Here is a 13808-nt window from a genome sequence, read left to right on the forward strand (position 1 = left end):
ATTTTTCGTCCCGTCCCTAGGCAGATGTTCTCACAAGACGCGCTTGACTGCCAATTTCCGCAATGGGTCGCGAAGCGAAGTTCGCTTAAGGGTGGAAGCGGACGTTCTTATCCGTATTAGAACCGGCTGTATCGGGGGGCTTATGAACACTGCACCAGAAATTTCGGCTCGCCGCGCCGCATGGATTGGATGGGCTTGGGTGAACGGATCGGTCCTAGTCGGATATGTTGTCGGCTTCGGTCTGCTTGTTCTGTTGTTCAATACGAAGCCAGTGTTTGTCGATGCGCTTGGTCCTTGGTTTCTTCTTCTGATCTTGTTGGTGCTCGTTGCCCCATGGTTTTTGTGGTCGTTCCAGGTAACGCGCTGGCGTTTGTGGGCCTACCGTCGAGTCAGAGATGTAAACGCCTTGAAGGCTGAAGCCGTGGCACGTTCCGTGATTTGGCCCTCCGGGCACCTTCTTGAGAAGACCGAGTTCCGAACGCTAAAACAGAAGTTGGAACTCGACCGTCTTGAGCGTGAACGCTTCTGACCTGCCAGCCCTAAGAATTTGGCTCGACTGCCCTGACCCGGAGAGTGTTCGGAAGTGGAATAGCGCGCTGCGATTTAAGCGTCCTCGGACGGCGATTTCGTCGGCTATGTCTGGTGTTCGCGACCTACCGAGCCTGCTGCTCGCCACCGAGGCGATCCGAGCGCGAATCATATTCTTTTCACCGACGCCTTCAACCTAGCCACAGCGGGCGTTTGCGCGGCGAAACCCCCATCGAACACGCCGAGGTTCAGCGCGCCGCTATGATGCGCTCTGGTCTTTGACAGAGTCTGGCGTTGGCAAGGAGAGGTCGAGCGGTTCGATGAAGCGCCCCGGCCTCCGCTCCGGCCCTATTGCACCAATTGCACTGTTTTTTTCGCGCCATGGTGCAATCGAACGGGTCCTGGCGTCATCCGCCACCCCCGCCCGCCACCGTCATCCTCGGGCTTGACCCGAGGATCGAGCGTTCAGCGCGCGCGACGCCGCAGGCCTGACCGCCGGTCGCGGGTCATCCTGCACCCATGCGGAGCCGACGGCCCGATCCTCGGGGCAAGCCCGAGGATGACGCCGGCCTATGGGGCAGGGCGCACGGCCCGCCGCCCTTCGCCTCAGGCGGCGTCGAAGCTCAGCGGCGCGCCCCAGAAGCGGGCGATTAGGTCGGACTGCGGGCCGGGCGTGCCGGTGGTCAGGAAGTCGCGGCGCGCTGACGACCCCAGGTCGTATTCGGGGTGGCGGGCGAAATAGCGTTCCAGCGAGTCGGCCACGGCGGTCGGCTGGCTGATCACCTGGACCCCGGCGGGCAGGGCGGCGGCGAACAGGTCGGCCACGATCTCGTAGTGGGTGCAGCCCAGGATGGCCTTGTCCGGGTGGCGGCCGATGCGGCGGCGCAGGGCGTCGACGTGGTCGTCGACCACCACCTTCAGCTCCTCCGCCGGGGCGCCCAGTTCGATCAGGCCGGCCAGGCCGGGGCAGGCCTCGGTGAAGACCGCCAGGTCCTCGCGGCGCTTGTCGATCTCGATCTCATAGACCCGGCTCATGGCCGTGGCGGCGGTGCAGAAGACGCCGGTGATGTCGATCGCCTCCTTCTTCTGGCCCTCGTTGCGGCCGTTGCGCTCGGCCTCATAGGACCAGGGCAGGCCGGTGGCCGCCTCGATGGTCGGGACGATGATGCCCAGGACGTTGACCGGGCGGCCCAGCTTTTCGCGCATCCCCGGAATCCAGGTCTGCTGCAGCCGGCGCAGCGCGATGGCCGAGGCCGTGTTGCAGGCCAGGACCACGACCGAGGCGCCCGCCTCGAACAGCCGCTCGCACCCGGCGCGCGTCAGGGCGACGATGTCCTCGCCGCCGCGCCCGCCATAGGGGGCGTGCCCCTGGTCGCCCAGGTAGATGAAGTCCCGCGTCGGAAAGCGGGCCACGAGTTCGCGGTGGACCGTCAGTCCGCCCACGCCGGAGTCAAAAACGCCTATCGCCATGACGCGGCCTTTAGACCCGTGGGGTTCCGTCGTCCAATGGTTAGGATTACATCGACGCAGACGACCGTCCGGGCGAGCACGCCGGGGGAAGTCCGAAACAGCTATGGTTGGGAGACCTGGATGCACAGACGCCATCTTCTCATCGGGGGCGCGAGCCTCTTCGCCCTGACGGGCTGCGCCTCCGCCGGCGCCCTGGAGAACGGAATGACCGGATCGGCCACGGCCCTCTCGACCGCTGACGAAGCCCGCCTCGCCCGCGCCGTCCTGCCGACGACCGCGCCGCGCGCCGAGCTGCTGCAGCCCTGGACCGGCCCCTATGAGGGCGTGCCCCCCTGGGACAAGGTGACGGCGCCCAAGATGCGCGAAGCCATCCTGGAAGGCATCGAGCTGCAACGCGCCGACGTGGCTGCGATCGCCAACAACCCCGACGCGCCGACCTTCGCCAACACCCTGGTGGCCATGGAGCTGGTCGGCGAGCCGCTGGACCGCGCCATGAACGTCTTCAGCGTCATGACCTCGAACATCGGCGGCGAGCAGTGGGACGTTCTTGAGACCGAGCTGTCGCCGATCCTGTCGGCCGCCTCGGACGAGATCACCTTCAACGAGAAGCTGTTCGCCCGCATCAAGGCCGTGGCCGACGGCGCTGACGCCGCAGGCCTGAACGCTCAGCAGAAGCGTCTGGCCGAGCGCAGCCGCGACAGCTTCATCCGCAACGGCGCCGCCCTGGACGCCGCCGGCAAGGCCGAGCTGGGCCGCATCAACACCGCCCTGTCGAACGCCTTCACCGGCTTCGGTCAGAAGGTGGTGGCCGACGAGAACACCTGGACCGTCATCACCAACGAGGCCGGCCTGAAGGGCCTGCCTGAGTCCAACAAGGCCGCCGCCGCCGCCGCTGCGCGTTCGCGCAACGTCCAGGGCTGGGCCATCGTCAACACCCGCTCCAGCGTCGATCCCTTCCTGACCTTCGCCGACGACCGCGCCCTGCGCGAGCAGGTGTGGAAGAAGTTCGTCAAGCGCGGCGACAACGGCGACGCCAACGACACCAAGTCGACCATCGCCCAGATCGTCGCCCTGCGTCAGCAGCGCGCCAAGCTGCTCGGCTTCGGCAACCACGCCGAATGGCGCATGCAGGACACCATGGCCAAGACCCCGGCCGCGGCCATGGAGCTGATGCAGCGCGTCTGGACCCCGGCCAAGGCCCGCGTGGCTGAGGAGGTCGCCGACATGAAGGCGATCGCGGGCTATGACATCGAGCCCTGGGACTACCTCTACTTCGCCGAGAAGGTCCGTAAGGCCAAGTACGACCTCGATCAGAACGAGCTGAAGCCCTACTTCGAACTGCACGCCGTCCGTGCGGCCTCCTTCTACATGGCCGAGCGCCTGTACGGCTTCGTCTTCAAGCCTCTGGCCAAGGGCACGGTCTCGACCTTCGAGCCGGACGTGACCACCTATGAGGTCACAGACAAGGCCACCGGCAAGCTGATCGGTCTGTATTACGCCGACGACTTCGCCCGTCCGGGCAAGCGTTCGGGCGCCTGGATGACCACCTATCGGTCCTTCTCGACCCTGACCGGCGCCAAGCCGATCCTGGCCTCGAACAACAACAACTTCGTCAAGGCCGAGGCTGGTCAACCCCTGCTGATCTCGCTGGACGACGCCGAGACCCTGTTCCACGAGTTCGGCCACGCCTTGCACTACTTCTCGTCGGTGGTGACCTATCCGTCGTTCGGCAACACGCCGCGCGATTTCGTCGAATATCCGTCGCAGGTGCACGAGCACTGGGTGCTGAGCCGCCCGATCCTCGACGGCTACATGAAGCACGTCGAGACCAAGCAGCCGATGCCGCAGGCGCTGGTGGACAAGATCGAGGCCTCCTCGACCTTCAACCAGGGCTACGCCACCGTCAGCTACCTGTCCTCGGCCCTGGTAGACATGGACCTGCATACGCAGGCCACGCCCCCGACCGACATCGCCGCCTTCGAGAAGGCCTCGCTGGACCGTCTGGGCATGCCCAAGGAGATCGTGATGCGGCACCGCCTGCCGCAGTTCAACCACCTCTTCACCTCGGACGCCTACTCGGCCGGCTACTACTCCTACCTCTGGTCGGAAGTGATGGACGCCGACACCTGGGCCTACTTCGAGGAGTCGGGCGACGTCTTCAACCCGGAGATCGGCGGCCGCTTCAAGTCGATCATCCTGGCGCCGGGCAACACCACGGATCGCGGCGACGCCTATCGCCAGTTCCGCGGCCGCAACCCCGACGTCGCGGCCCTGCTGAAGGTGCGCGGCTTCCCCACTTCCTGAGGGGGCCTATCGCCCTTCGGGCTACTTGAGGCCCGTTAGGCGCTAAAGTTGAAGAGGGCTCGGTGGAGTAGTCCGCTGGGCCCTTTTCTTTGGCCGTCATCGTCGCGCAAACCGCGCCGTCACCCCGGACGACCCGTAGGGGCGATCCGGGGCCCAGGCGCTTGATCGGGCAGGGCGCGACAGGATTCGGCGCCTGGGTTCCGGGTTCGCTGCGCGCCCCGGAATGACGGCGAGGAAGAGCCTTGTCGGCAGCCCATTCTGTTTCCGGCTGAGGTGGCGTAAGCCTTGGCCGTTCGAATGAAGGAGTGCCCATGAGCGTCGTCGCCTCCTATATCTACAAGGACGGCAAGCGGGTTCGCGAGGCGCCGCTGACGGACGAGGGGCTGCGGCTTCAGCCCGGCGAATACCTGTGGATCGGTCTGTACGAGCCGACGAGCGAGGAGTTCGAGGCCCTGGTGCGGCGCTTTCATCTGCACCCGCTCGCGGTCGAGGACGCGCTGGCGGCGCATCAGATGCCCAAGATCGAGGTCTATGGCGGCGAGCTCTTCATCGTCGCCCGCACGGCGCAAAAGGCCGACGACGCCATCTGGTACGGCGAAACCCACGTCTTCGTCGGGCCCCGCTATGTCATCACCATCCGCCACGGCTCGGCCCGCGCCCACACCCAGCTGCGCGCCCAGCTGGAGGCCTCGCCGCTGCAGCTGAAGCACGGCGCCGACTTCATTCTGCACGGGGTGCTGGACTTCATCGTCGACGCCTATGTCCCCATCGTCGACGACATCGAGGACAGCGTGCTGGAGATGGAGCAGCGGGCGCTGGACAGCTTCCTGTCCCGCGCCGACATCAAGCGCCTGTTCCAGCTGCGCCGCGAACTGCTGAAGTTCAGTCGGGTGCTCGGCCCGATGGAGGAGGTGGCCAACAAACTGCAGTCGCTGGACCTGCCCTGCATCGACCGCGAGGTCCGCCCCTATTTCCGCGACGTGGCCGATCATGTCCGCCGGGTCTCCAGTCGTGCGGCGAGCCTGCGCGACATCCTGGCCTCGGTGTTCGAGGTCTCCAACCTGCTGGAGCAGCAACGTCAGGGCGTCATCACCCGCAAGCTGGCCGCCTGGGCCGCCATCTTGGCCACGCCGACGGCGGTGGCCGGCATCTACGGCATGAATTTCGAGCACATGCCGGAGCTGCGCTGGACCTATGGCTATCCGGCGGTGATGGGGCTGATCTTCGCCATCTGCCTGGGCCTCTACATCACCTTCAAGCGCACCAAGTGGCTGTGATCAGCCGCTGTTCCTGAGGCCCGCCGCCACGCCGTTGATGGCCAGAAGGATGCCGTTTCTGACGCGCGGGTCGTCGTCGCCGGCGCGGCGTCGGCGGATCAGCTCGATCTGCACATGGTTCAGCGGCTCGACATAGGGCATCCGCTGGCGGATCAGCCGGTCCAGCTCGGGCTGGCCGCCCAGCAGGTCGTCGTGGCCGGTGATCGACAGGACGGCGTCGCGGGTCCGGTCCCACTCCGCACGGATGGCGCCATAGATGCGCTCGGCCAGGGCCGCGTCGGGGACCAGCTTGGCGTAGCGCCGGGCGATGGCCATGTCGGCCTTGGCCATCACCATCTCCATGTTCTGGACCACGGTGCGGAAGAAGGGCCAGGCGGCGGCCATGTCGCGCAGTTCGTCGGGGTCCTCGCCCTGGACCGCCGAGCCGAAGCCGTACCAGCCGGGCAGCATGACCCGCGACTGCGACCAGCTGAACACCCAGGGAATGGCGCGCAGGTCCTCGATGGCGGTGGAGGTCGAGCGCGAGGCCGGGCGCGAGCCGATCTTCAGGTCGGCGATCTCGGCGATGGGGGTGGCGGCGCGGAAATAGTCGACGAAGCCCGGCGTCTCATAGACCAGGGCGCGATAGGCCTTCATCGAGGCCGCCGACAGGCGCGCCGCCGTGTCACCGTGTTGGGCGCTGTAGCCGCCGTCCGTCTGCGGCCCCAGCGAGGCCAGCAGGGTCCCGCAGGTCAGGGCGTCCAGGTTCCTCTGCGCCACCTCCGGCTCGCCGTACTTGTTGGCGATGACCTCGCCCTGTTCGGTGACGCGGATGCGCCCCGCGACGGTGCCCGCCGGCTGGCCCAGAACCGCCGAGAAGCTGGAGCCGCCGCCGCGCCCGACCGCGCCCCCGCGCCCGTGGAACAGTTGCAGACGCACCCCCGCCGCGCGGGTCACGTCCAGCAGGGCGCGCGAAGCCTCATGCAGTTCCCAGCCCGAGGTCAGGTAGGAGCCGTCCTTGTTGCTATCGGAATAGCCGATCATGACCTCCTGCACCCCGCGCGCGGTCGCCACGGCGCGGGCGGACGGCTCGGCCAGCACCCGTTCCAGCGTCGGCTGCGAGGCGCGCAGGTCCTCGATGGTCTCGAACAGGGGCGCGGCCTGGATGGGGCAGGCGGCGGGGTCGGCCGGGTCGTAGAGGCCGACCTCCTTCAGCAACAGATAGACCTCCAGCATGTCGGACGCGGCGTCGGTCTTGGACACGATGTGGGTGCGGATGGCCTGGGAGCCGAAGGCGGTCAGGGCCTGGGCCGCCGCCTGCAGGATGGCGCGCTCCTTCAGGGTCTCGGCGTCGTAGTCGGCATAGGGCGAGAACAGCGGTCGCGGGTTGGCCAGTTCATGCGCCAGCAGGGCCAGGCGCGCCTCTTCGTCGAGGGCAGCGTAATCGGGACAGACGCCCGCGACCTTCAGCAGGTCGGCCACGACCCGCTCGTGCACATCCGAGTTCTGGCGCAGGTCCAGGGTCGCCATGTGGAAGCCGAAGATGTCCGCCGCCGTGATCAGCCGCGCCAGCCGGTCGTCGGCGAAGACGGCGCCGTGGGTGCGGATCAGGCTGTCGTGCAGCACGGCCAGGTCGGCGCGGAAGGCTTCGGGACCGTCATAGGCCGGGGCCTCGAACTGGGCCGGCAGGGGGGCGGGACCGCCGGCCAGGGCCAGATGGGTGGCCGACAGGCGGGCGTAGATCTGGCTCAGAGCCCGACGATAGGGCTCGTCCGCGCGCTGGATCGAGGCGTCGCCCGAGCTGTCGGCCAGAGCGGCCAGTTCGGGGGTGACGGTGGTCAGGTCGGCGGACAGGCTCAACTCCTCGCCGAGCGCATTGGCCTCTTCCAGATAGAAGCGCAGCACGGCGCCCGACTGGGTGCGCAAGGCGGCGGCCAGGACCTCGGCGTCGACGTTGGGATTGCCGTCGCGGTCTCCGCCGACCCAGGTGCCGATGCGCAGGAAGGGCGGCAGGTCGGACGCGTCCAGAAGCGTTCGCCATTCGGCCAGCTGAGTCGGGGCGACGTGCAGGAAGATGCGTTGCAGCCAGTCGGTGACGGTATTGATCTCGTCCTGCACCACCAGGCCCGAGGCCCGCGTCAGTCGCGTGGCCCACAGGATGACGATCTGACGCCGCAGGGCCGCCTTCAGCGTCGCGGGCGAACAGGCGATCCCGTCGCGGTCGCAGCCGTCCAGCAGGGCGCCGACCGCGCCGATGCGGTCGATGACGCTCTTGCGCCGCACCTCGGACGGGTGGGCGGTCAGGACCGGCGAGATCAGGGCCTGGGACAGCAGGTCGCGCACCGCCGCCCGGTCCACCCCGGCTGCATCCAGCCGCTTCAGCGCCCCCTCGGGCGTGTCGGCGCGTTCGCCGGCCGCGGCCTGCTCGCGCGCGCGGCGCTTGCCCGCCCGGTCCTCGGCGACATTGGCCAGCAGGGAGAAGGCGGCGAAGCCGTGGGTCAGGCCGATGGCCTGATCCAGCGACAGGTCGTTCAGCAGGGCTTCCAGTTCGGCGGCGTCGTGCGAGGCCGGGTCGCGGTGATAGGCCACCGAGGCCTGACGCACCGCCTCGATCCGGTCATAGAGGTCCTGCCCGCCCTCGTCGCGGATCACCTCGCCGAGCAGGGCGCCCAGCAGGCGGACCTCATCGCGCAGTCGGTCGTCGGCGGCCTGGATCATCGCATTATCCTTCAGCGGGGAGGCTGGAAGCGGAACCGTATCAGCGGAATCCGAACCGCCTAGTCCCCAAGGTCAACGCTGAAACCCTTTGTGTGGTTGTCGAGGCTCTGACGCGAGAGTCGACATTTGCCTGCGGATGCTCCATAAGCCGCGGCTTCCGGCGCAATTGAACCTGCGCCTCCTCCATCACGACAGCTTTCTGGGTCGTGCTACCGCGCTGAGCGCTGCTTGAGCACAGCCCATTCGGGCTCAAGTAGGCCGACCGGCCGATAGCCCCAAAAGAAAGAACGAGGATGGCGAGGACCCTCTGCCGACGTGATCGTCGCCAGAGGCCGTTTCTCTATGGGGGTCAGGGTTCGCGCATGAAAGGTTTTGAATGTTCGAGGCTCTGAACGAGCGACTGACAGGCGTATTCGACCGGATCACCGGCCGCGGCGCCCTGTCCGAAAAGGATGTCGAGGAAGCGCTGCGCGAAGTCCGCGTCGCCCTGCTCGAGGCCGACGTCGCCCTGCCGGTGGTCAAGGACTTCATCAGCCGCGCCAAGGAACAGGCGACGGGCGAAGAGGTCATCCGTTCGGTCAAGCCGGCCGATCAGGTGGTCAAGATCGTCTATGACGGTCTGGTCGAGATGCTGGGCGGCGAAGAGCCGACCCCGATCAACATCAACGCCACGCCGCCCGCCGTCATCCTGATGGCCGGCCTGCAGGGCTCGGGCAAGACCACGACCTCGGCAAAGCTGGCCCTGCGTCTGACCAAGTTCGACAAGAAGAAGGTCATGATGGCCTCGCTGGACACGCGTCGTCCGGCGGCCATGGAGCAACTGGCGACCCTGGGTCAGCAGATCAAGGTCGCGACCCTGCCCATCGTGGCGGGTCAGTCGGCGGTCGAGATCGCCAAGCGCGCGCTGCAATCCGCCAAACTCCAGGGCTTCGACGTCCTGATCCTCGACACCGCCGGCCGCATCACCCTGGACGAGGCCCTGATGGCCGAGGTGGCCGAGGTCGCCCGCGTCGCCAATCCGGTCGAGACCCTGCTGGTCGCCGACAGCCTGACGGGTCAGGACGCGGTCCGCACCGCCGCCGCCTTCCACGAGCGCCTGCCGCTGACCGGCCTGGTGCTGACCCGCGCCGACGGCGACGGTCGCGGCGGCGCCATGCTGTCTATGCGCGCCGTCACCGGCCTGCCGATCAAGTATCTGGGCGCCGGTGAAAAGGTCGACGCCCTCGACGTCTTCGACGCCCGCCGCGTCGCCGGCCGCATCCTGGGTCAGGGCGATATCGTCGCCTTGGTCGAAAAGGCCGCAGGCGAGCTGGACCAGGCCAAGGCCGAGAAGATGGCCCGCAAGCTGGCCAAGGGTCAGTTCGATCTGGACGACCTGGCCGCCCAGTTGCAGCAGATGAAGAAGATAGGCGGGCTTCAGGGCATCATGGGCATGCTGCCCGGCGTGGCCAAGCTGAAGGCCCAGATGGCCGACAGCAACGTCAACGACAAGATGATCGCCCGTCAGGAAGCCATCATCAGCTCCATGACCAAGGCCGAGCGCAAGAAGCCCGACCTGCTCAACGCCAGCCGCAAGAAGCGCGTCGCCGCCGGCGCCGGCGTCGAGGTTCAGGACATCAACCGGCTGCTGAAACAGCACCGGCAGATGGCCGACATGGTCAAGTCCCTGTCCAAGGGCGGCGGCAAGAACCTCCAGAAGATGGCCGCCATGATGGGCGGTCTCGGCGGAGGCGGCGGCGGCATGCCCGGCCTTCCCGGCATGGGCGGCGGCCCCGACATGGCCCGCCTCAAGGCCCTGGGCGGCGGCAAGATGGCCGAGCCCAGCGCCGACGAAATGAAAGCCATCCAGGACCGCCTCGCGGGCCTGGGCGGCGGACAACTTCCGGGAGGCCTTCCGGGCCTGCCGGGCTTCCCGAAAAAGAACTGATTTCGACCTTCTAGAAAGAGACTGAAAATGCTGAAGATTCGTCTGGCCCGCGGCGGCGCCAAGAAGCGCCCCTACTACTACATCGTCGTTGCTGACTCGCACGCTCCCCGCGACGGCAAGTTCCTGGAGCGCGTGGGTTCGTATAACCCGATGCTCTCCAAGGACAGCGCCACGCCGCGCGTCGTCCTGAAGGCCGACCGTATCTCGGAATGGCTCGCCAAGGGCGCCCAGCCGACCGACCGCGTCGCGCGCTTCATCAGCCAGTCGCAAGACGAAGTTCTGGTCGGCAAGGTCAAGTGGACCCAGTCGAACAACCCGAACAAGGGCGCTCCGGGCAAGAAGGCTCAGGAACGCGCCGCCGAGCGCGCCCAGCGCGAAGCCGACCGTCTGGAAGCTGAAGCCGCCGCCAAGGTCGAAGCTGCCGAAGCCGCCGCCCGCGCCAAGGAAGAAGCCGCTGCTGCTGCTGAAGCCGCCAAGAACGCTCCGGCTGTCGAAGAAGCCCCGGTTGAAGCCGCTGCCGAAGAAGCCGCCGCTGAAGCTCCGGCCGAAGCCGCTGCTGAAGCGACCGAAGAAAAGGCTGAAGGCTAAACCCTTCGGCTTCCCGGTTTCGTCCGGGATGCAAAATGGAAAGCAGCGTCCGATCCCGGGCGCTGCTTTTCTGCTATCTGGCGCTTGGAATTGAGAAACGGAGCCTGTCGATGAGCGACGACAACAAGATGATCCTCGTCGGCCAGGTCGGCGGCGCCTTCGGCGTGAAGGGCGAGGTGCGGATCACCGCCTTTACTGCCGATCCCATGGCCCTGATGACCTATCAGCCCCTGCTGAAAGCCGACGGCACGCCCGCCCTGACCCTGGTCTCGGCGCGGCCTGACAAGGCGGGCGTGGTGGCCAAGGTCAAGGAGATCGCCACGAAGGAAGAGGCCGACGCCGCGCGTGGACAAAAACTGTTCGTGCCGCGCGACCGTCTGCCCGAGCCCGAGGAAGACGAGTTCTACCTGACCGATCTCGTGGGCATGGAAGCCCGCGACCTCGACGACACGGCGGTCGGCACGGTCAAGTCGGTGCAGAATTTCGGCGCCTCGGACATGCTGGAGATCAGCCCGAAGGAAGGCGGTCCGACCTGGTATCTGCCCTTCACCCGCGAGGCGGCGCCGGAGCTGCACCTCAAGGACGGTTGGCTGCGCATCATCCGTCCGACCGAGGTGGACGAGCGCGACGAGGCCTGATCGACCGCCACCGATGCGGTGGCTATTGCGACGGGCGGTCAGGCTTCCAACATGGAAGCTTCAATCCGCCCGGAGCGCCCCATGGCCGACCTGTCCGCTTTTCCGATCACCCGCCAGTATCCGGCCCAGCATCCCGACCGGCTGCAGCTCTACTCCCTGCCGACGCCCAATGGCGTGAAGGTCTCCATCCTGCTGGAGGAGCTGGGTCTGGCCTATGAGCCGCACCTGGTGGACATCGGCCAGAACGAGACCTGGACGCCCGACTATCTGTCGCTGAACCCCAACGGCAAGATCCCGGCCATCATCGACCCCGATGGTCCCGGCGGAAAGCCGCTGCCCCTGTTCGAGTCCGGCGCCATCCTGGTCTATCTGGCCGAGAAGACGGGGCGCTTCCTGCCTGCCGATCCGGCGGCGCGTTACGAGACCCTCCAGTGGGTCTTCTTCCAGATGGCGGCGATTGGCCCGATGTTCGGCCAGGTCGGCTTCTTCCACAAGTTCGCCGGGCGGGAGTTCGAGGACAAGCGCCCGCGCGACCGGTACGTCGCGGAATCCAGGCGTTTGCTGGGGGTGCTGGAAGGGCGGCTAGAGGGTCGTGACTGGATCATGGGCGAGGACTACACCATCGCCGACATCGCCAGCCTGGGCTGGGTGCGCAACCTGATCGGCTTCTACGAGGCGGGCGATCTGGTCGGGTTCGCCGACTTCCCGCGCGTCGCCGCCTGGCTGGAGCGGGGTCTGGCGCGACCGGCGGTGCAGCGGGGTCTGAACATTCCGGCGCGACCGTAGGATAGAGGACGGGGGCGCGGCGATCGCGCCCCCGTGAAACTCAGACCTCTTCGGTCGGGGCGTCGCCGACGTGCTTCTTGATCGACTCGATGGCGCGCTTGGCGCCCGACTTGTCGGAGTAGCCCTCGGTCGAGAAAATGATCTCGGAATTGTATTTGAACCGGACGCGGAACTCGCCGGCCTTGTCCTGATAGACTTCGAACTTGTGCGCCATGATCGCCTCGCTCAGACGGCCGCCAATCGGCCGAGCGTCAGGCTCTCACAGTCACGCTGGGGACGGAAGGGCGCAAAATGTAAAACCGGGTCAGGCTGGATCAGGCGCGCGGCTTGATCCAGCGCCGCGCCGCCAGCGCCAGGAAGCCGACCGCCAGACCCCAGAAGGCCGAGCCGACCCCAAACAGGGCCACGCCCGACGCCGTGGCGGCAAAGGTCAGCACCGCCGCCTCGCGATCCTCGGCCACGCTCATCATGGCGCTCAGCGACCCGGTCAGCGGCGCGATGAGGGCCAGGCCGGTGATGACGGCCAGGGCGCCCGTCGGCATGGCGATGAACAGCCCGGCCAGCGGCGCGGCGAACAGGGCGACCACCAGATAGATCAGGCCATAGAGGACGCCGACGGTCCAGCGGCGCTCGGGGTCAGGGTGGGCCTCGGGTCCGGTGCAGAGGGCGGCAGTGATGGCGGCCAGGTTGACGCCGTGGGCGCCGAAGGGGGCGAGGATCGTGCTGGTCATTCCGCCCCAGAAGATCAGTTTTCCGGCGGGCGGGGCGTATCCTGCGGCGCGCAGCACCACCAGGCCGGGCAGGTTCTGCGAGGCCAGCGTCACCAGATAGAGCGGCAGGGCCAGGCTGATCGCCGCCTTCCAGTCAAAGACGGGCATGACCGGCGACAGCTCGCCGAACAGGCCGGTCCCGGCGGGCAGGCCGACCTGGCCGCGCAGCGCCAGAACTGCAAAAGCCGCGACCAGAACGGCGGGCAGGGCCCAGGCCGCGGCGACCCTTCGCATGATCAGGAAGACAGCCAGCAGCCCCGCCGCCAGCGCCATGTCGGCGGGGAAGACCAGAAAAAGCTTGAGACAGAAGGGCAGAAGCACCCCCGCCAGCATGGCCGAGGCGATGGCGGCGGGAATGCGCTCGGCCAGCCGTCCGAGGGCCGGGACCAGCCCTGTCAGCACCATCAGCAGCCCGGCGATGACGAAGGCGCCGACGGCGGTCGACCACCCCAGTCCCAGCGTCGAGGCCGCCAGCAGGGCCGCGCCCGGGGTCGACCAGGCCAGAACCACCGGCATCTTCAGCCGCCAGCTCAGCACCGCGCCCGGCAGGCCTATGCCGAGGCAGAGCGCCGTGACCATGGAGATGATCTGCGCGGGCGAGGCGCCCAGGGCCTGACCCGCCTGAACGATCAGGGCGACTGTGCCGCCGAAACCGACGACCATCGCCACGGCGGCGGCGGAGAAGCTGGCGGGGGGCGGCAGACGGAACGGGCTCATGCGGTCAAGCTAGGCCGGGCGGCGGCGCGTCGAAAGAGGAAAGCGCTTGTACTCAAAAGCCCTCCCCCTCGAGGGGGGAGGGCTTTTGAGTACAAGCGCTTTCCTC

Annotated in this window: 11 protein-coding genes; 7 read left to right on the top strand and 4 right to left on the bottom strand. The window is 67.4% G+C overall.

Translation table 11 applies throughout. The features are described 5' to 3' along the window. The first annotated feature begins 43 nt into the window (after positions 1–43). A complete protein-coding gene (locus tag DXK21_RS16480) occupies positions 44–529 on the top strand; it encodes a hypothetical protein (RefSeq protein WP_162790597.1) in 486 nt (161 codons plus the stop codon). Positions 530–1134: 605 nt separating this feature from the next. Here DXK21_RS16480 and DXK21_RS07340 read toward each other — a convergent pair. Continuing rightward, a complete protein-coding gene (locus tag DXK21_RS07340; RefSeq protein WP_114817130.1) occupies positions 1135–1998 on the bottom strand; it encodes a glutamate racemase in 864 nt (287 codons plus the stop codon). Positions 1999–2118: 120 nt separating this feature from the next. On the opposite strand from DXK21_RS07340, the gene DXK21_RS07345 reads away from it, so the two are divergent. Beyond that, positions 2119–4302, top strand: coding sequence for a M3 family metallopeptidase (locus tag DXK21_RS07345; RefSeq protein ID WP_114817131.1), 2184 nt, complete (start codon positions 2119–2121; stop codon positions 4300–4302). A gap of 311 nt (positions 4303–4613) precedes the next feature. Continuing rightward, the gene (corA, locus tag DXK21_RS07350) at positions 4614–5579 is read left to right on the top strand and encodes a magnesium/cobalt transporter CorA (protein WP_114817132.1); all 966 of its coding nucleotides are present in this window, start codon (positions 4614–4616) and stop codon (positions 5577–5579) included. Here corA and ppc read toward each other — a convergent pair whose 3' ends face one another. Continuing rightward, the gene (ppc, locus tag DXK21_RS07355) at positions 5580–8276 is read right to left on the bottom strand and encodes a phosphoenolpyruvate carboxylase (RefSeq protein WP_114817133.1); all 2697 of its coding nucleotides are present in this window, start codon (positions 8274–8276) and stop codon (positions 5580–5582) included. It lies immediately after the preceding gene. A 376-nt stretch (positions 8277–8652) separates the two neighbouring features. On the opposite strand from ppc, the gene ffh reads away from it, so the two are divergent. The 4 genes from ffh (at position 8653) to DXK21_RS07375 (ending at position 12215) form a co-directional block, all read left to right on the top strand. Then, on the top strand, positions 8653–10203 hold the full coding sequence (gene ffh / locus DXK21_RS07360) for a signal recognition particle protein (RefSeq protein WP_114817134.1): 1551 nt from the start codon (positions 8653–8655) through the stop codon (positions 10201–10203). Between the two features lie 27 nt (positions 10204–10230). Next, entirely contained in the window at positions 10231–10791 is a 561-nt protein-coding gene (gene rpsP / locus DXK21_RS07365; protein WP_114817135.1) for a 30S ribosomal protein S16, read from the top strand. Positions 10792–10895: 104 nt separating this feature from the next. Further along, positions 10896–11429 (top strand): ribosome maturation factor RimM, encoded by a 534-nt coding sequence (gene rimM / locus DXK21_RS07370; protein ID WP_376856843.1) that lies wholly within the window; start codon positions 10896–10898, stop codon positions 11427–11429. 81 nt (positions 11430–11510) lie between these two features. Next, on the top strand, positions 11511–12215 hold the full coding sequence (locus DXK21_RS07375; protein WP_114817137.1) for a glutathione S-transferase N-terminal domain-containing protein: 705 nt from the start codon (positions 11511–11513) through the stop codon (positions 12213–12215). A gap of 40 nt (positions 12216–12255) precedes the next feature. On the opposite strand, the gene DXK21_RS07380 is transcribed toward DXK21_RS07375, so the two are convergent. Continuing rightward, positions 12256–12429, bottom strand: a complete 174-nt coding sequence (locus tag DXK21_RS07380; RefSeq protein ID WP_114817138.1) for a YegP family protein — start codon at positions 12427–12429, stop codon at positions 12256–12258. A gap of 100 nt (positions 12430–12529) precedes the next feature. Next, on the bottom strand, positions 12530–13702 hold the full coding sequence (locus tag DXK21_RS07385; protein ID WP_114817139.1) for a benzoate/H(+) symporter BenE family transporter: 1173 nt from the start codon (positions 13700–13702) through the stop codon (positions 12530–12532). Positions 13703–13808: the final 106 nt, after the last annotated feature.

Origin of the sequence: Brevundimonas bullata, from assembly GCF_003350205.1 — a bacterium.
Classification (GTDB): domain Bacteria; phylum Pseudomonadota; class Alphaproteobacteria; order Caulobacterales; family Caulobacteraceae; genus Brevundimonas; species Brevundimonas bullata.